Genomic DNA, 18,805 nt, shown 5'->3' on the forward strand with positions numbered 1-18,805 from the left:
CCCACACTCCTTTCATATATAAGAGAAAGGCCATTAGTATGTACCTGACCTTACCTCTTCTGCTATCTTTTCAATTTTTCTAAGTCTATGATTTACACCTGATTTTCCTACTGGAGGATCAAGTAATTGTCCAAGTTCCTTTAAAGATTCCTCAGGATATTGAAGTCTAAGTTCAGCTATCTCTCTAAGATTTTGAGGAAGTCTTTTAAGTCCTATACTATCTCTTATAAGCTTAATACTTTCAACTTGTCTAACTGCTGCATTAACAGTTTTTGAAAGATTTGCTGTTTCACAGTTTACAAGTCTATTAACATTATTTCTCATTTCTTTTTTGATTCTTATATTTTCTAATTCTAAAAGACATGTATGTGCACCTAATATATTAAGTAAATCAACTATTTGTTCCCCTTCTTTTATGTAAATAATAAAACTATTTTTTCTTTGAATAACTTTAGAATTAAGTCCACAGCTATTTACAAGAGCACATAAATCATTTGCATATTCTTCACTATGAGTTACAAATTCTAAATGATATGTTTTTTCAGGGTTACTAATACTTCCCCCACCTAAAAACGCACCTCTTATATAAGCCTTTTTAGTTTCAATAGTATCTACAAAAGAAGGATCTATAGTATAATCTAAACTCATAATACCATTAATTTCTTTTAATATCCCAGTTTCTTCAAGAAGTTCCTTAACTCCCATTTCTGCATCAATAACAACCATATATATATTATTTTTCTTAAGGGAATTACTCTTCTTTACCATAAGTTTAGAGTGAATATCAAAATGTTCTTTTAATAAAGTAAATATAAGCCTTGCACTTGAAGGATTTTCAGTAGTAATCCTAAATGCTAATCCCTTACCGGTAAAAGCAATCGTTCCACTAACTTTCATAATTGCAGATATTTCTGCCAAAGCTTCTCTTTTTGTTATATCAATATATCTACAGATTTCTCCTTTAACTTTTGATGAAAACGACATTTATAAATCTCCTTCTATATACGATAATTCATTTAATATCTAACTATATACAATTCTTAATTATAGCATAATTTAATGTAAATAATTATACCAATGTTGTCAAGGAAATATATATTTTTACATAAACTAATACTTTTTTCTTAATAAATTAGAAAACATAAAAATAATACCTAATAAATTTAAAAATTTTTATTAGGTATTATTTTTATTTATTATATTTTTATCACTTTTTTAATCTCCTATAAATTTTAGTAATTTCATATATTTTTTTAGCTAATTCATTAGTTAAATCTTCTTTCTTAGCTCTCCACATCCAATTTTCTTCTGATTTTGATGGAAAATTCATTCTTGCTTCATTTCCCAAATTTAAAAAATCTTGCATAAGAGCTATTGATATATTTGATACACTACTCCAAGCCCCTCTTATCATCCCCCAATTATAACCCTCTTCTTCAGTAAGTCTTAAATAATTTATAGCATAATTTATATCTTCTTTATTTCCTGTAACCTCAAACCAACCTCTTACTGTGTCATTATCATGGGTACCTGTATAAGCTATTGAATTATTTATATAATTATGTGGTAAATAGTAGCTATCCCCTTGAGAATCAAAAGCAAATTGTAATACCTTCATACCTGGAAAGCCTGTTTTATTTCTAAAATCTATTACTTCTTTAGTTAAATATCCTAAGTCTTCTGCTATAATATTAACTTCTCCAAGTTTTTCTTTTATAGCATTAAATAATTTAATTCCAGGACCTTTTACCCACTTACCATTTATTGCAGTTTTGTCCCCATAAGGAATCTCCCAATATGATTCAAAGCCTCTAAAATGATCTATTCTTAAAACATCATAAATACTTAAACTTTGTCTCACTCTCTCAACCCACCAATAATAATCTGTTTTTTCTAAATAAGACCAATTATATATTGGATTTCCCCAAAGCTGTCCAGTTTTTGAAAAAGCATCTGGTGGACAACCGGAAACTTTTATAGGTCTTTTATTCTTATCTAATAGAAATATCTTTGGATTAGACCAAACATCTACACTATCCTCAGCAACATATATAGGTATGTCTCCTATTATTTTAATACCTAATTTATTTGCGTAATTTTTAAGCTTATTCCATTGTTTAAAGAAATTATATTGTAAAAATATCCAGTAATTAATTTCTTCATTTAATATTTCTTTATATTCATACAAAGTTTTTCTATCTCTTAACCTTATTTTTTCATCCCAATTTTGCCAACTTACTAGAGAAAATTTTTCCTTAAGAGCCATAAAAAATGCATAATCTTCAATCCAAAATTTATTTTTTTCCCTAAATATCTCTATTTCTTTTTTATTTATTTCTTTTGAATTTTCATATGCCTTTTTTAAAATTTTCATTTTATTTTTAAATAATGTAGAATAATTTATCTTAACCCTATCTTCACCAAAATCTATATTTTCATAATCTTCTATTTTTAAAAATCCTTCTTCTCTTAGATTATCAAAATCAATAAAATATGGATTACCTGCAAATGCAGAAAAACATTGATAAGGTGAATCTCCATAACTTGTATGCCCTAAAGGTAATACTTGCCAATAAGTTTGTCCAGACTCATTTAAAAAATCTATAAATTCAAATGCTTCTTTTCCTAATGTTCCTATTCCATATTTCCCTGGCAAAGATGATATATGCATTAAAATTCCACTTGACCTTTTCATAATATACCTACCTTCATGTTTAATTCATAAATATTAATTCTAAAAATTTTTATTGACATATAATGTTAAATTAAAATCATTAAAATTTTAAGATTAATATTATATTTTATATATACTTATATTAATTTCGAAAATTACATATCCATAAATAAAATTCTAAAACTATTTATTTTCTATTTTTAAATTAAAATAACAATAAAAAAGAGCTAAATAGAAAAATCCTTAAATATTAAGAATTCTATTTAGCTCTTTTTATTTAAATAATCAAATACTAATTTTCTTGACTATTAGTACTTTCTCTTTTATGTTTCTTTTCTGTCTTATCTCTCTCTTTTATACGTTGTGAAAGATACATGTACTCAATTATTTTCTTTCTATCATATAATAATTTCTTTTCCATTATAGTTTCAACTAATACTTGTGCTAAATAATCTGAATCATGCTTTATAGTTCCTTTACTTACTCTTACAAGATTTTTCTCAACTATGTCGATTCCAAGATCATTTAGTTTCTTATTATCAATTTTAACAGGTTCTGATCCTTTTTCCTTATACTTTTCCTTCATAAAATCGCTTATACTACCTACATTTGCAATAACACAATCAACTATATTTTTCCCACCATATTTTCTTAAAATTTTTATATGATCCGATACATTAAATCCATCAGTTTCTCCTGGTTGTGTCATTACATTAGATATATATATTTTAAAAGCATTTGATTTCTTTATTGTACTTACAATACCATTTACTAAAAGATTTGGAAGAACACTTGTGTATAAACTTCCTGGTCCCATAACTATAGCGTCAGCTTCTTCTATTGCCTTAATTGCTTCCTCTAAAGGTTTAGCATCTTTAGGTTCAATAGATAACTTATTTATTTTTGATTTCTGCTTTATAGCTTCTTCTGGTATATAAGATTCACCTATTATAGTATTTCCATTTTCAAGTTCTGCAATTAATTTCATATCATCTAATGTAACAGGTAAAACTTTACCAGTTACAGCAAGAACGGAGCTCATCTTTTGTACTGCTTCTTCAAAGTTTCCTGAAACTCCATCCATAGCAGCTAAAAATAAGTTACCAAAACTTTGTCCTTTAAGCCTTCCATCCTTAAATCTGTATTGAAGAAGATCTTCCATCAAAGGTTCAGTATCAGCTAATGCCAATATACAGTTTCTTATATCACCTGGTGGTAACATTCCAAGATCTTCTCTTAAATCTCCAGAACCTCCACCATCATCACCAACAGTAACTATAGCTGTTATATTTGATGTATAATATTTTAATCCCCTAAGCATTGTTGAAAGTCCAGTGCCACCACCTATAACAACTATTTTGGGACCTTTTACTAAAAGTCTTTTTTCAGTTATTAACGTCTCTATCTTTCTACTATCTAAAGACATTCTTATATAACCTTTATTCATAAGTGCAATAACAGACTTCATTCCCTCTGTTATTGATATATATATAACAAATATCCCAGTAACATTAAGACATATATAAAATAATTTATAATAAATATCATAAACTCTATGAGTAACTAATTCATTAAATCCAAATGCTATTAAAAGCACTCCAAATAATCCAAATGCAATCCATCTCTTAACTCTAATGCCAGGTTTAATCCAATCAGAGAGCCTCATAGTTTCTTTTCTCCCTTGTTTACATCTTCAATTATATCTCTATGCTCAATGCCTGTTTTATATCCTTCTTTTGATAAAAGCTCATAAACTTTATTAGCTATTGCAACAGATCTATGTCTTCCCCCTGTACATCCTATTGAAATAATAAGCTGTCTCTTTCCTTCCTTAGTGTAATTAGGAATTAAAAATTTAAGCATATCCATAAGTTTTTCCAAAAAGCCTTCTGTTTCTTTTTGCTCTAAAACATACTTTTGAACCGGCTCTTCTAAACCTGAAAACTGCTTTAACTCCGGTATATAAAATGGATTTGGAATAAATCTAACATCAAATACTAAATCTGAATCAACTGGTATACCATATTTAAATCCAAAACTTAAAACAGTTACTGAAAGTTCTTTATCTGGCTCTTCTGCTGAACCATAATATGAATTCATTTTTTCCCTTAAATCTCTAATTGCATACTTTGATGTATCAATTATTACATCAGCTCTATCTTTAACTTCTCTAAGTTTATTTCTTTCTTCAATTATTCCTGTAAGTACACGAGACTTTGGTGAAAGAGGATGTGTTCTTCTTGCTTCTTTAAATCTCTTTACTAATACTTCATTTGATGCTTCTAAAAATAAAATTTCATATTTAAAATCATTATTTTTTAAGTATACTAAGCTCTCAAATAAATCATCAAAGAATATTCCACCTCTTATATCAGTAACTATTGCTACTTTTTCTATATTTCCATTCTTACATGCTTCAGCAAATTTTGGTATTAATTGTGGTGGAAGGTTATCAACACAAAAGTATCCTAAATCTTCTAAACTTCTTGTTGCTTCTGTCTTTCCTGCTCCTGATAATCCTGTAACTATTACGAATCTCATACTTACTCCTCCTTTAAAAGTCCTATATATATATAATTATATCATATATACTTTTTAATATATAATCTAACCTTCAATGTAGCTATTATAATATTAGCAATAAATTATATTATAAATCACTACTTTTATATTTTATAGACTATTTAAATAACTTAATAAACTCTTTATTTTTTTCATTATTAAATATAAAATTATTTTTGATGTTTAATATATAAAAAATAAGCTCATAAAAATGAGCTTATTTAAAAATTATAAATTATTAAATTATAAATCTTCTCCTATTATTCTAACTTCCGGATGAAGATCTACTCCAAATTGATCTTTAACTTCTTTTTGAATATGAGCTATAATGTCTAATATATCTTTAGCTGTTGCTCCACCTTTATTTATAACAAAGCCTGAGTGCTTTGATGATACAGCTGCTCCACCTATTGAATAACCTTTAAGTCCAGCATCTTGAATTAATTTTCCTGCAAAATATCCCTCTGGTCTTTTAAATGTGCTTCCTGCTGATGGATATTCTAACGGTTGTTTAGATTCTCTTTTTTGAGTTAAGTCTTCAACCACATTCTTTATATCATCATATTCACCATTTTTTAAATTAAAAGTAGCTTCTAAAACTATTCCATTTTCAGTCATAACTTTTGAAGTTCTATATCCTAATTTTAACTCTTCATTATTATGACTTACTATACTTCCATCTTCTAATAATACTTCTGCACTTTCAATAACATCTTTAATTTCTCCGCCATAAGCACCTGCATTCATAAATACAGCTCCACCGATAGATCCTGGTATACCACAAGCAAATTCCAAACCTGTTAACTTATTGTTTAAAGCTTCATTTGAAACATCCTTTAAAAGTGCTCCAGTTTCAGCAATAATCTTATTACCTTCTACTCTTATTGAATTAAGTTCTGTAAGCTTAATTACTACTCCTCTTATTCCACCATCTTTAACAAGTAAGTTTGAACCATTTCCTATAACATAATAAGGAATGTTATTTTCTAAACAAACTTTTATAGTTTTAACTACTTGCTCTTTTGTATTAGGCTTAAGCAACACATCTACTGGTCCACCAACCTTGAAATATATATGATCACGCATTTTTGCATTTAACTCTATTTGATTTTCTGAATATATGTTTTTGAATAATCCACTATACTTATTCATCCATAAAACTCCTTGAAATATATTTTTTTTACAATTAATTAGTATATTCTAAATTGGAAATTAAAACAAGTCTTTTACTATTACATTTATATTATTTTAATTAAATTTTAGTTCCATTAAAATATTCTATTATACTTTTAGCTGCTTTTTTATCTATGCTCGGCGTATCCAATAATTCTTGTAAAGTTGCCTTTTTAACATTTTCAACACTACCAAATTTCATAAGAAGCTCTTTTCTTCTCTTTGCCCCTATATTAGGTATATCATCTAATATAGAATGAAGTGTTCTTTTATCCCTAAGTGATCTATGATATGTAATTGCAAATCTATGTACTTCATCTTGTATTCTTCTTATAAGTTGCATAAGATTTGAACTTCTATTTATTATAAGCTCCTCGTTATTATATATAATACCTCTAGTTTGATGCTTATCATCCTTTACAAGTCCACATACAGGTATTTCTATCCCTAGTTTATTTAGAACTTCTAAAGCTATGTTAATTTGTCCCTTTCCTCCATCCATCATTATTAAATCAGGAAAGTTAGAAAATTTGCCATTTGAAAATACTAAGTTTCTTTCTTGAATCTCTTTTATTTCTTTTAAACCATGTTCAAATCTTCTTGCCAATATTTCTCTCATACTATCATAATCATTGGCACCTTTTACAGTTTTTATTCTAAACCTTCTATAATCACTATTTTTTGCTTTACCATTTTCAAAAACAATCATACTTCCTACAGAATCTACCCCTTGTATATTAGATATATCATAAGCTTCTATCCTATTTGGGATATCGTCTAAATTAAGTAACTCCGCAAGTTCTTCTAAAGAAATTTTATTTATTTCTTTTTCTTTTAAAATTTTATCTTTAAATTGCTGTAAAGTTATTTTAGCATTTTCCTTTACCATATCTAACATACTTTTCTTCTCGCCTTTTTTAGGAATTTTAATCCAAACCTTCGATCCTCTTTTTATTGTTAATAATTCTTCCAAAATATCATGATCATCAACATATGGTAAATATATATTCTTAGGTATTTTAGAAACCCCACTATAAAAACTAACTATAAATTTAGATATAACTTCGCTTTCTTCTTCACCAGAAGTATTTTCAATCATAAAATGCTCTCTTCCAGTTACTTTTCCTTCTCTTAAAAAGAAAACTTGAACACAGCTATCTTTTTCATCACTATATATATTTATAAAATCTTCATCTTCATCAGTTATTTTAAACATTTTCTGCTTTTGAACTAAAGTATCGATTGCTAATATTTTATCTCTATAAGATGCTGCTTTTTCAAATTCTAAATTATTAGCAGCCTCTTCCATATTCTCTTTAAGCTCTTTAGTAACATCTTTATCTTTTCCATTTAATATATCAATTACTGAATTTATCATTTTTCCATAATCAACCTTCGAGACATAACCGCCACAAGGTGCATTGCATTTATTTATATGAAAATTTAAACAAGGCCTTGTTTTTTCTCCATCTTCAGTTATAGATCTTTTACAAGTTCTTATTGGAAAAACTTTTCTTATTAAATTTATAGTTTCATATACGGCAGCTCCATTAGTATAAGGTCCAAAATACTTATTACCATCTTTTGCAAAATTTCTTGTTATAAAAACTCTTGGAAAGTCTTCATTAGTAGTTATTTTTATAAAAGGATAAAATTTATCATCTTTTAAAGATATGTTATATTTCGGACTATGCTTTTTTATTAAATTACACTCTAATATTAATGCTTCAATTTCAGAATCAGTAATTATATATTCAAATTCAGCTATATTTTTCACCATAGCTCTTACTTTTTCTGAATGATTTTTTGAATTTCTAAAATATTGCCTTACTCTATTTTTTAAATTTTTTGCTTTACCAACATAAATTATTTCTCCAAGATTATTTTTCATTAAATAAACACCTGGATTATCTGGTAATATCTTTAATTGATATTCAAAATCAAAAATTCTAATCACCTCCAAGCTATAATAATTATTATATAAATAATTATATCACTTAAGCAAAATAAAAATATAATTAAATTATAGATAAATTAAACAAATAAAAAAGAGCATTTATAAATGCTCTTTTTTATTTGTTTAATTCACTATTCATTACTTTTCCAGCAACTGTTGCAGCTTTTCCAGCTCCAAATCCACCTTCTTCAACTATGACTGCCACAACTATCTTAGGATCATTTGCCGGAGCAAATCCAACAAACCAAGAATGTGGAGTTGCAGGACTACCATCTGCATTATTGTGATCTGCTGTTCCAGTTTTACCAGCAGCATTTATTCCATCAAAGAAACTCCACTTTCCACTTTTTACATTTTTTTGAACCAATCCTTGCATATATCCTTTAATAATTGTAGCTTGACCTTCAGTCATAGCTTTTCTATATTCTTTAGATTTCATTGTTTCAACAGTTTTTCCTTTGTCATCAACAACACTTTTTACTAATTGTGGCTCCATTATAACACCATTATTTGCAACTGCTGAAGTTGCTAGTGCCATTTGTATAGGAGTTGCAAGTATACTTGCTTGCCCAATACCACTTCTTGCTATATCACCAATTTGATAACTTTCAAGCTTTGGAAATTCACTTGGAGATATAGTAAAACCATTTGCTGGTATCTGACTATTAAATCCAAAATTTTCTGCTGTTTTTAATAACTTATCATTTCCAAGTTGCATAGCAAGTGTTCCATAAACAACATTGCTTGAAACTATAAATGCCTTTCTTAAATCAATATTTCCATATGAAGCTCCACCTGCATTAGCTAAATTTTTTCCATCTTGGAATTTAATTTCACCACTATCATTAAAGGTCTTGCCTGTAACATCTGGAATATTTTCAAGCGCACTTGCTGTTGTTATTATTTTAAATGTTGATCCTGGTGGATATTTTCCTGCTGTAACTCTATTTATAAGTGGACTATTTAATTTATCTCCTGAATTTGCTTTCTTCATTTCAGCTTCTAAATTATTTGGATTAAAACTAGGCTTTGAAACAGATGCTATAACTTCTCCTGTTTTAGGATTAAGTGCTACAACTGCACCTCTATTATTTCCTAATGCATTATATGCTATTTTTTGTAAATTTGTATCAAGAGTAGTAATTACTGTATTTCCTATTTTATTTTTATCATTATTTCTATTTTCAAAAGCTTTTTTTAAATTATCTATACTAAAATTATGAAGTAATTCATTGAAACTTGATGATGTACAAGTTGTAAGCTGTTTATCATAAGAATTTTCAAGCCCTGATATTCCAAATCTACTATCAACATATCCTATTGGATGAGCATACAAAGCTCCATACTCATATTCTCTCTTTTGAGTATTATTTTTTTCTCTTACACTTTTTGCAATTACATTCCCATCTCGATCTTTTATTTCCCCTCTTAAAACTTCATTTCTCTTAGCCCATGATCTTTGATTACCTGGCATCTCTGAAATTTTAGGAGCTTTAAACACCTGAAAATAAGCCATATATGATATAAGGGCTATAAGTAAAAATAAGAAAACAATCATTACTTTTGTTACACTATTTTTAATATCACCTTTCATTCTAGCCCTCCTCTGATATTTTCTGTAATATTCCTAATGCAAAAAACATTGTTAATATTGATGAACCACCATAACTAATAAGAGGTAATGCTATACCTGTTAATGGTATTACTGCAAATACTCCACCAATAATAACAAGTACCTGACAAACTATCATAGCACTAAATCCTACTGCACTTAATTGTGAAAATTCATCATCAGTTACAAATGCTGTTCTTATACATCTATAAAATAATAAGAAATATAATATCATTATTCCTATACCAAATATCATACCCTGTTCTTCACATATTATCGCAAAGATATAGTCTGTTGTATGTACTGGCACATATTGTGGATACCCTTCTCCAAGTCCTGATCCAAACATTCCACCTGAAGAAATAGCATATAGACCTTGAACTATTTGATATCCCTGATCTTGAGCATATTCCCATGGATTTTTCCATATTAAAACTCTATCTCTTACGTGTCCAAAAAATTTATATGCTCCAATTGAACCTATTACTGAAAGTCCTAAACATGTAAATATATACTTTTTCTTTCCTGTTGCAATATACAGCATAGTTACGGATATTCCAAAGAAAATAAGTGCAGACCCTAAATCTCTTTGAAGAACCATACAACCTAAACTAAACATTACTACAAGTCCTGGTCTTATAAGATTTTTAAAGTTCCCCTTTGAATTATCCCCAACCTTATATTCCTTAAGAGCAGCTGCTAAATACAAAACCAATGCTATTTTACCAAACTCTGAAGGTTGAAAGCTTATAGGACCTATTATTACCCAGTTTTTAGCTCCAAAAACTACTTTACCAAATAAAAGTGCCATAGGCATAAACACTATTACACCAATCATGTATAAATTTTTATACTTAGCAAAATTTTTAAAGTTAGGAAATGCTTTAAGTACTATAATAAATACTACTATACTTGCTAAAAACCAAATAAGTTGTTTTTCTGCAACCTTTGGATCAAGTCTATAAAGCATAGCTATACCTATAACTACTAAAATACACGAAAATGTAAGAATAAACTTATCTCCCTCTGGATAAAATTTTCTTACAATCAAATTAGCAATAAATATAACTACACATAATATTCCACCTAAATATAATGCATCTTTATCTATAGGAGCTTTTAAAAGTGCTAGGTTAGTAAAAAGAGCTATACATAATAAATATGTTAATCCAAGCATTATTCTTTCTTTATTGTCTTTTTTCATTTAATCACCCCACCACTATCTAAGGAATAACCTTGAATATAGCTGTTCCTATAGCAATTTGATCTTTTGGAAATAACTTAACCTTACCATTTATTTTTTCACCATTTAAATATGTTCCATTAGTACTATTTAAATCTTCTAAAATAAGTACATTATTTTTTGCCATTATTCTAGCATGGTTTCCTGATACATATTTATCAGTTAATATTATGGTATTGTTACTTCTTCTACCTATTGTGGCTAAATCTCTTATAGGGACTACCGACCCAACTTTTAGCGATGTATTTTCACCAGCCTTTACTATTTCTATACCTAGATATCTCTTTTTATTAGGTATAGGTCTTCTATTGCTAGCTTTTTTATTGGCAGTACTTGGATTTCCACCGCTTTTAACATCTTTAGCCATTATTTTTAAGGCGTATACAATTATGAAATATAATATTACTATAAAAATTATTCCAAATACACCTGCAATAAATTTTGAAAAATCCATCTTTTCACCTCAAAAAAAATACTTTATCTTTTTGATTATACACCAAAATACCATTAAATTCATACATTTATCTTACAATTAATAAACTATATAATAATTAACTAGGTATTTAAGTAAAATATCTTAAAACCTAGCTAATTATTTCATAATTTTATTTTACTTTAATATCTTACGTAAATATTGGCCAGTATATGAATCTTTTATGTTACATATTTCTTCAGGTGTTCCTGTTCCCAAGATGGTACCACCTTTATCTCCACCTTCTGGTCCTAAATCTATTATATAATCAGCACATTTTATCATATCTAAATTGTGTTCTATAACAATAACTGAATTTCCTGAATCAACTAACCTTTGTAGTATTCCAACTAATCTATTAACATCGTCTATATGAAGACCTGTTGTTGGTTCATCTAATATATATAAAGTTTTTCCTGTACTTCTCTTTGAAAGTTCAAATGCCAGCTTTATTCTTTGTGCTTCTCCACCAGATAATTGTGTTGATGGTTGACCAAGTCTTATATAACCAAGTCCTACATCATATAATGTTTGAAGCTTATTTTTTATTCTTGGTATATGCTCAAAAAATTCTAACGCTTCTTCTACTGTCATATTAAGAACATCATCTATATTTTTCCCCTTATATTTAACCTCTAAAGTTTCTCTATTATATCTCTTTCCTTTACAAACTTCACAAGGTACATATACATCAGATAAAAATTGCATTTCAATTTTTATAATTCCATCTCCTGAACAAGCTTCACATCTTCCACCCTTTACATTAAAGCTAAACCTTCCTGGTTTATATCCACGCATTTTTGCTTCTGGTGTTTGCGAAAATAATTCTCTTATTATATCAAAAGTACCTGTATAAGTGGCTGGATTTGAACGCGGTGTTCTTCCTATAGGACTTTGATCTATATCTATTATCTTATCTATATTTTCAAAACCTTTAATTTCTTTATGATTTCCAACTGAATTTTTACTCTTATTAACTAATTTATTTAATCCTTTATAAAGAATTTCATTAACTAATGTACTCTTTCCTGAACCTGATACCCCAGTTACCATAGTCAATACTCCAAGTGGAAAGTCTACCGTTACATTTTTTAGATTATTTTCTTTAGCTTTAACTACAGTAATTTTATTTCCATTACCTTTTCTTCTTTCATTTGGAACTTCTATTTTTTTCTTTCCTGTTAAATATTGAGCAGTTATTGAGTTATCATTTTTCTCTATTTCTTCTAATGTACCTGCCGCAACAATTTCTCCACCATGCTCTCCAGCTCTTGGACCAATATCAACAATGTAATCAGCCGCTCTCATTGTATCTTCATCATGTTCTACAACTATTACTGTATTACCAACATCTCTTAAATGTTTTAGTGTTCCTATAAGTCTATCATTATCTCTTTGATGAAGTCCTATACTTGGTTCATCCAAAATATATAAAACACCCATAAGGGCTGAACCTATTTGTGTAGCAAGTCTTATTCTTTGAGACTCTCCACCTGATAATGTACCTGAATTTCTTGAAAGATTTAAATAATCCAATCCTACATTAACTAAAAATTCTAATCTACTAATAATTTCTTTTAATATTTGCTCACTTATTATTTTATTTTTTTCTGAAAATTTTATAGATTTTATAAAATCTAATTCATCTTTTATAGACATTTGAGTAAATTCATAAATATTTTTATCACTAACAGTTACAGATAATGCTTCCTTTGAAAGTCTTGCCCCCTTACATTTTGGACAATGTTTATTACTCATGTATTGTTCTATTTCACCTTTTATTAAATCTGAATTTGTTTCTCTATATCTTCTTTGAAGGGCATTTATTTCACCTTCCCATACAGAATTATATGTTGCTTTTACACCATCTTTAACATAATCAACCTTTAATCTTTTACCCTCTGTTCCATATAACAATACTTTAACAACTTCATTTGATAAATCTTTTATTGGTGTATTTAAATCAAAGTTATATTCTTTGCTTAAAGCTTTTAAAAAGGCAAATGTCCATGAATCTTCTTTTAGTCTACCTTCACCCCAACAAGCTATGGCACCTTCCATTATACTTAAATCTTTATTTGGTATTATTAAATTTTCATCTATTTCAATTAATGAACCAAGTCCATCACAATAATCACATTTACCAAAAGGTGAATTAAAAGAAAACATTCTAGGTGCTAATTCCTCAATACTTATATTACAATCAGGACAAGCAAAATTTTCACTATAAAGAGTATCTTCTCCACCTATCTCATTAATAATAACTAATCCTTCTCCAAGCTTTAATGCCGTTTCTATTGAATCAGTTAACCTTTTTTCTATTCCTTCTTTTATTATTAATCTATCTACAATTGCTTCTATATTATGTTTTTTATTCTTTTCTAATTTTACTTCATCTTCCGTAAGGTCATATACCTCACCATCTATTCTTGCTCTTATAAAACCATTTTTCTTTATATTTTCTAATAATTTTTCATGAGCTCCTTTTCTACCTCTTATAACTGGTGCTAAAATTTGAACTTTTGTTCTTTCTTCTAACGCCATAACTTTATCAATTATTTGATCTACAGATTGTTTGCTTATTACTTTTCCACACTTTGGGCAATGTGGAATTCCTACTCTTGCGTAAAGCAATCTTAAATAATCATATATTTCTGTTATAGTTCCAACTGTTGACCTAGGATTTTTACTTGTTGTTTTTTGGTCTATTGATATAGCTGGTGATAATCCTTCGATATTTTCAACATCTGGTTTATTCATTTGACCTAAAAACTGTCTTGCATAAGCTGAAAGAGATTCCACATATCTTCTTTGACCTTCAGCATATAATGTATCAAAAGCTAATGATGATTTACCTGAACCTGAAAGTCCAGTAAATACAATTAACTTATCTCTAGGTATTTCTAAACTAACATTTTTTAAATTATGTACTTTAGCTCCTTTTATTATAATTTTATCTTTCATATAACTACCTCTCTTTTAACTTATAAATCTATTTTTAACTTAAGTTTATAATTAAATACACGAACATATATTCTCATTATTAATTTTAAATTTATCTCTCTTTATTGTCAATTATACCATTCATTCAGTTCTTTAATAATTAATATTATTTAATAATTATATACTTTATTTGAATAAAAAAAGCTAAACAATATAATATTATATTGTTTAGCTTTTATTTCATTTATGTATAAACTCTTTATTATAAATTTTTTTCTCTTATTATTATTTCAGCAGCAGCCTCTGCCATTTCTCCTGTAAATCTTACACATTGATCTTTGTGTTCTTTTGAACCCATAACCATACCTTTTGTTAACACACTACAGCAAGTTAGCTTATTTGCTTCTCTAAATCTATCATGTAATTCTTTTGATAGTTCTAAAGTCTTATTTACCTCTTCTCCACCTAGTTCATTTCTACCAAATATCATTCCTATAGCCATTACAGCACCTGTTAAAGCTCCACATGTACATCCAGCTCTCCCTATTCCTACTGGAAATCCTGATGCAAATTTTATTACGTCATCACTTAACTCTGGCATAAATTCATCTTTTAAAGTTTTAACTATAGATTCTGAACAGAACAGTTGTCCATCTCTGTAATATTTTTCAGCTGTTTCTTTTATTCTAAGTAATCTTTCATCTTTCATAATTAACGCCTCCTAAATTATATACAAAATAATTTTATCATATTATTTAATTATATTCTGTTATATTTCTTTCACTTTTTTTATTAAAACACTTCCGTTATTTAATTATTTTCCTTTAACAATTTATAAATTGGGTCTATCTTATAAATAAAAAAGCTAACCGATAATCTTTAAAATACCGATTAGCTTTTTATTATTTTTTAAGTTTATTTATCATATCTCTAAGTTCAGCAGCTCTTTCAAACTGAAGATTTTTAGAAGCATCCATCATTTCATCTGTATATTTCTTAATTAAATCTTCTCTTTCTTTCTTAGTCATATTTTTAGGTTGATGTTCTATTTCATACTTAGTTTCTTCTTCAGCCACTTTAGTAGCTTCTATTACTTCCCTTACATCCTTTATTATTGTCTTTGGAACTATATTATGCTCTTTATTGTATTCCTTTTGTATTTCTCTTCTTCTTTCTGTTTCTTTAATAGCCCTATCCATTGAACCTGTTATTGTATCTGCATACATTATTACTTTACTTTCTGAATTTCTAGCTGCTCTTCCTATTGTTTGAATAAGTGAAGTCTCTGATCTTAAGAATCCTTCTTTATCAGCATCTAAAATTGCAACTAAAGCAACTTCAGGAATATCAAGTCCCTCTCTTAAAAGGTTTATTCCAACTAAAACATCATATTTTCCAAGTCTTAAATCTCTTATTATTTTCATTCTTTCAATTGTATCTATATCTGAATGCATATAAGTTGTTTTTACACCAAGTTCTATTAAATACTTAGTTAAGTCTTCTGCCATTTTTTTAGTTAATGTTGTTATTAAGGTTCTAAAACCTCTCTTTGTTGTACTTATTATTTCACTATACAAATCATCTATTTGTCCATTTACTGGTTTAATAACAATTTCAGGATCCAAAAGTCCTGTAGGTCTTATTATTTGTTCTGCCACAACCTTTGAATGTTCTTCTTCATATTTTGCAGGTGTAGCACTAACAAACACAACTTGATTTATTTTCTTTTCAAACTCCTCAAATTTTAATGGTCTATTATCATATGCACATGGAAGTCTAAATCCATATTCAACTAGCGAATCTTTTCTTGATCTATCTCCAGCATACATAGCTCTAACTTGAGGAAGCGTCACATGACTTTCATCAATAAACATTAAGTAATCATCTTTTGGAAAATAGTCTAACAATGTTTTTGGTGGAGTTCCTGGAGCTCTTCCATCTAGTATTCTTGAATAATTTTCTATCCCACTACAATATCCCATTTCTCTTATCATTTCTATATCAAAATTAGTTCTTTGTCTAAGCCTTTGAGCTTCAAGCAACTTATCTTGTGAATTAAGCTCTTTAAGCCTGTCTTCAAGTTCTTCTTCTATTCTATTTATTGACCTATCTAAAACTTCTTTTGATGCAGCAAAGTGAGATGCTGGATAAATTTGAGCATGATTTCTTTCTCCTAAAATTTTTCCTGTAAGAACATCAAACTCCCTAATTCTATCAATCTCATCACCAAAGAATTCTACTCTTATTCCTTTGCTTGAAGATGATGCTGGAATAATATCTAAAGAATCTCCTCTAACTCTAAATGTTCCTCTAGAAAAATCAACATCATTTCTTTCATATTGGATTTCAATAAGTTTCTTTATTACTTCATCTCTATCTTTTATCATACCTTGTCTAAGACTTATTGTAAGCTTTTTATACTCATCTGGATTACCTAATCCATATATGCAAGATACTGAAGCAACTATTATTACATCTTTTCTTTCAAATAATGCTGATGTTGCTGAGTGTCTAAGCTTATCTATTTCATCATTTATAGATGCATCTTTTTCAATAAATGTATCTGTTTGAGGTACATAAGCTTCTGGCTGATAATAGTCATAATAAGAAACAAAATATTCAACTATACTATCTGGAAAAAACTCCTTAAACTCTGAACAAAGTTGTGCTGCCAATGTTTTATTATGTGCTAACACTATTGTAGGTTTTTGAACTCTTTCTATTATATTTGCCATAGTGAAAGTTTTACCTGAACCTGTAACACCTAAAAGAGTTTGAAATTCATTTCCCTCATTAATAGATTTAACTAACTTATCTATAGCTTTTGGTTGATCTCCCATAGGCTTAAACTTTGATTTTATTTTAAATTCACCCATAACTTCACCTCATCTCAAATTTATTTATTCTTTAACTTTTTAACCATTTCTAATATTTTTTCTTTCGTTAAATTAATTTTCTTATTTTCATCTATAGATTTTGGTACAAGTAATATTCCTGGCATTTTTCCTTTTTCAAACATTACTTTTTTATTATTTCCACATAAATCTATTAATTCTAATTCCACACTCATATAATTATTAGTAATTGATGCATATATTTCTTTTTCATTTAATACTTTATTACCATTTAATCTTATTATTTTATCTCCAGCTTTAATTCCAACATTATATCCTCTTGAAAAAGGAATTACATCTAAAACACATATTCCTGCGTCATCACTAAAAAATATAGGTTCTCTTTTATCTTCCATTTTTCTTTCAAACCTAAATATAAATTCATATATTATAGGGGTTAGTGCTATTGCTAATACTTCCATAGCCAGTCCAAACTTTGTTAATATTGAAATTAAAATAATTATAATTCCATATAAAATTGTATATATTCCGCTTAATCTACTTTTTTCTTTTTTAGTTTTAGTAAAAGTAGTTGCACTATAATTTATTAAAGTAAAAAAAGGAACCATTACTAAAACTGAAACTTTTATTAATTCAAGTATACTACTTGAGTTTAATAAAGGCCACCATGATGGAGTATTTATAACGTCTGATGTTGTGGCACTATCTCCACTCAATTTTAATGCTATAAATATTGCAACTGGCAACATCCAATTTCTACTCAATACATATCCTCCAATTATTTTTTCTTCTTTTTTAGAGAATACTGCCATTGATCCTTTGCTACCATCAAATATAATTAAAAAACCTTTTAATATGTATATAACTCCTATAAGTGCTATTAAAGAAGTAATATTTATTCTAAATAAATTAATATCACTTCCCCCAATTTTAAAATATGTAAACACTATACTTAAAGCTCCAAAAATAAATGCTAAGTAAGGAAGTTTAATTGCTCTTCCTCTAAAAAATATAGATAAAATAGTCAAACTAAATATTAACTCTATACCTGACCCCTCTTTAAACGTTATTCCTAAAATGCTTATTAATATACTTGCAAGAAAGCCTGCAATTATTCCTAATGTTATTTGAGATAAAGTTAATTCTAAGGGAGAATTAATATTCTCCCCTATAATCATTCTTTGCATAAAAGCTAATTTTTTATTTTTTACATAAAACACAAAGGACATAGCAATTAAAAATATTATAAATAATGGATCTATAAAAATATATGCTACTGATTTTATTGCGTTTAAAATTAAGTCCATCTTTCCT

13 protein-coding genes are annotated in these 18,805 nt (G+C 27.9%); all 13 read right to left on the reverse strand.

All coding sequences use genetic code 11. The features are described from left to right. Positions 1-33: 33 nt before the first annotated feature. Positions 34-984 carry a DNA-binding protein WhiA gene (gene whiA / locus AC4FQ1_RS05740; protein WP_491169187.1) on the reverse strand — a complete coding sequence of 317 codons (951 nt, stop codon included), beginning with the start codon at positions 982-984 and terminating at the stop codon, positions 34-36. Between the two features lie 223 nt (positions 985-1,207). Continuing rightward, positions 1,208-2,695 carry a 4-alpha-glucanotransferase gene (gene malQ / locus AC4FQ1_RS05745; protein WP_491169188.1) on the reverse strand — a complete coding sequence of 496 codons (1,488 nt, stop codon included), beginning with the start codon at positions 2,693-2,695 and terminating at the stop codon, positions 1,208-1,210. Positions 2,696-2,966: 271 nt separating this feature from the next. Next, on the reverse strand, positions 2,967-4,340 hold the full coding sequence (gene mgfK / locus AC4FQ1_RS05750) for a gluconeogenesis morphogenetic factor MgfK (protein WP_303127761.1): 1,374 nt from the start codon (positions 4,338-4,340) through the stop codon (positions 2,967-2,969). Next, positions 4,337-5,215 carry an RNase adapter RapZ gene (gene rapZ / locus AC4FQ1_RS05755; protein ID WP_303127758.1) on the reverse strand — a complete coding sequence of 293 codons (879 nt, stop codon included), beginning with the start codon at positions 5,213-5,215 and terminating at the stop codon, positions 4,337-4,339. Before rapZ ends, mgfK begins: the two co-directional genes overlap by 4 nt. A 264-nt stretch (positions 5,216-5,479) precedes the next feature. Then, positions 5,480-6,388 carry a UDP-N-acetylmuramate dehydrogenase gene (murB, locus tag AC4FQ1_RS05760; protein ID WP_491169189.1) on the reverse strand — a complete coding sequence of 303 codons (909 nt, stop codon included), beginning with the start codon at positions 6,386-6,388 and terminating at the stop codon, positions 5,480-5,482. A gap of 100 nt (positions 6,389-6,488) precedes the next feature. Continuing rightward, on the reverse strand, positions 6,489-8,357 hold the full coding sequence (uvrC, locus tag AC4FQ1_RS05765) for an excinuclease ABC subunit UvrC (protein ID WP_491169208.1): 1,869 nt from the start codon (positions 8,355-8,357) through the stop codon (positions 6,489-6,491). A gap of 124 nt (positions 8,358-8,481) precedes the next feature. After that, positions 8,482-9,960, reverse strand: coding sequence for a peptidoglycan D,D-transpeptidase FtsI family protein (locus tag AC4FQ1_RS05770; protein ID WP_491148666.1), 1,479 nt, complete (start codon positions 9,958-9,960; stop codon positions 8,482-8,484). A 1-nt stretch (position 9,961) separates the two neighbouring features. Continuing rightward, entirely contained in the window at positions 9,962-11,182 is a 1,221-nt protein-coding gene (locus tag AC4FQ1_RS05775) for an FtsW/RodA/SpoVE family cell cycle protein (RefSeq protein WP_303127752.1), read from the reverse strand. A gap of 19 nt (positions 11,183-11,201) precedes the next feature. Next, positions 11,202-11,675, reverse strand: coding sequence for an FHA domain-containing protein (locus AC4FQ1_RS05780; RefSeq protein WP_491148669.1), 474 nt, complete (start codon positions 11,673-11,675; stop codon positions 11,202-11,204). A 156-nt stretch (positions 11,676-11,831) separates the two neighbouring features. After that, a complete protein-coding gene (gene uvrA / locus AC4FQ1_RS05785) occupies positions 11,832-14,657 on the reverse strand; it encodes an excinuclease ABC subunit UvrA (RefSeq protein WP_491169190.1) in 2,826 nt (941 codons plus the stop codon). A gap of 241 nt (positions 14,658-14,898) precedes the next feature. After that, positions 14,899-15,345 (reverse strand): C-GCAxxG-C-C family (seleno)protein, encoded by a 447-nt coding sequence (locus tag AC4FQ1_RS05790; RefSeq protein ID WP_303127744.1) that lies wholly within the window; start codon positions 15,343-15,345, stop codon positions 14,899-14,901. Positions 15,346-15,538: 193 nt separating this feature from the next. Continuing rightward, a complete protein-coding gene (gene uvrB, locus AC4FQ1_RS05795; protein WP_303127742.1) occupies positions 15,539-17,512 on the reverse strand; it encodes an excinuclease ABC subunit UvrB in 1,974 nt (657 codons plus the stop codon). A 20-nt stretch (positions 17,513-17,532) separates the two neighbouring features. Further along, positions 17,533-18,798 (reverse strand): PDZ domain-containing protein, encoded by a 1,266-nt coding sequence (locus AC4FQ1_RS05800; RefSeq protein ID WP_303127739.1) that lies wholly within the window; start codon positions 18,796-18,798, stop codon positions 17,533-17,535. Between the last annotated feature and the right edge of the window lie 7 nt (positions 18,799-18,805).

The organism is Clostridium sp. TJA020 (genome assembly GCF_058310295.1).

What these genes read in the sequence shown, in the direction of transcription:
- whiA (WP_491169187.1), bottom strand. Translation starts at nt 984, where the DNA reads ATGTCGTTTTCATCAAAAGTTAAAGGAGAAATCTGTAGATATATTGAT.
- malQ (WP_491169188.1), bottom strand. Translation starts at nt 2,695, where the DNA reads ATGAAAAGGTCAAGTGGAATTTTAATGCATATATCATCTTTGCCAGGG.
- mgfK (WP_303127761.1), bottom strand. Translation starts at nt 4,340, where the DNA reads ATGAGGCTCTCTGATTGGATTAAACCTGGCATTAGAGTTAAGAGATGG.
- rapZ (WP_303127758.1), bottom strand. Translation starts at nt 5,215, where the DNA reads ATGAGATTCGTAATAGTTACAGGATTATCAGGAGCAGGAAAGACAGAA.
- murB (WP_491169189.1), bottom strand. Translation starts at nt 6,388, where the DNA reads ATGAATAAGTATAGTGGATTATTCAAAAACATATATTCAGAAAATCAA.
- AC4FQ1_RS05770 (WP_491148666.1), bottom strand. Translation starts at nt 9,960, where the DNA reads ATGAAAGGTGATATTAAAAATAGTGTAACAAAAGTAATGATTGTTTTC.
- AC4FQ1_RS05775 (WP_303127752.1), bottom strand. Translation starts at nt 11,182, where the DNA reads ATGAAAAAAGACAATAAAGAAAGAATAATGCTTGGATTAACATATTTA.
- AC4FQ1_RS05780 (WP_491148669.1), bottom strand. Translation starts at nt 11,675, where the DNA reads ATGGATTTTTCAAAATTTATTGCAGGTGTATTTGGAATAATTTTTATA.
- uvrA (WP_491169190.1), bottom strand. Translation starts at nt 14,657, where the DNA reads ATGAAAGATAAAATTATAATAAAAGGAGCTAAAGTACATAATTTAAAA.
- AC4FQ1_RS05790 (WP_303127744.1), bottom strand. Translation starts at nt 15,345, where the DNA reads ATGAAAGATGAAAGATTACTTAGAATAAAAGAAACAGCTGAAAAATAT.
- uvrB (WP_303127742.1), bottom strand. Translation starts at nt 17,512, where the DNA reads ATGGGTGAATTTAAAATAAAATCAAAGTTTAAGCCTATGGGAGATCAA.
- AC4FQ1_RS05800 (WP_303127739.1), bottom strand. Translation starts at nt 18,798, where the DNA reads ATGGACTTAATTTTAAACGCAATAAAATCAGTAGCATATATTTTTATA.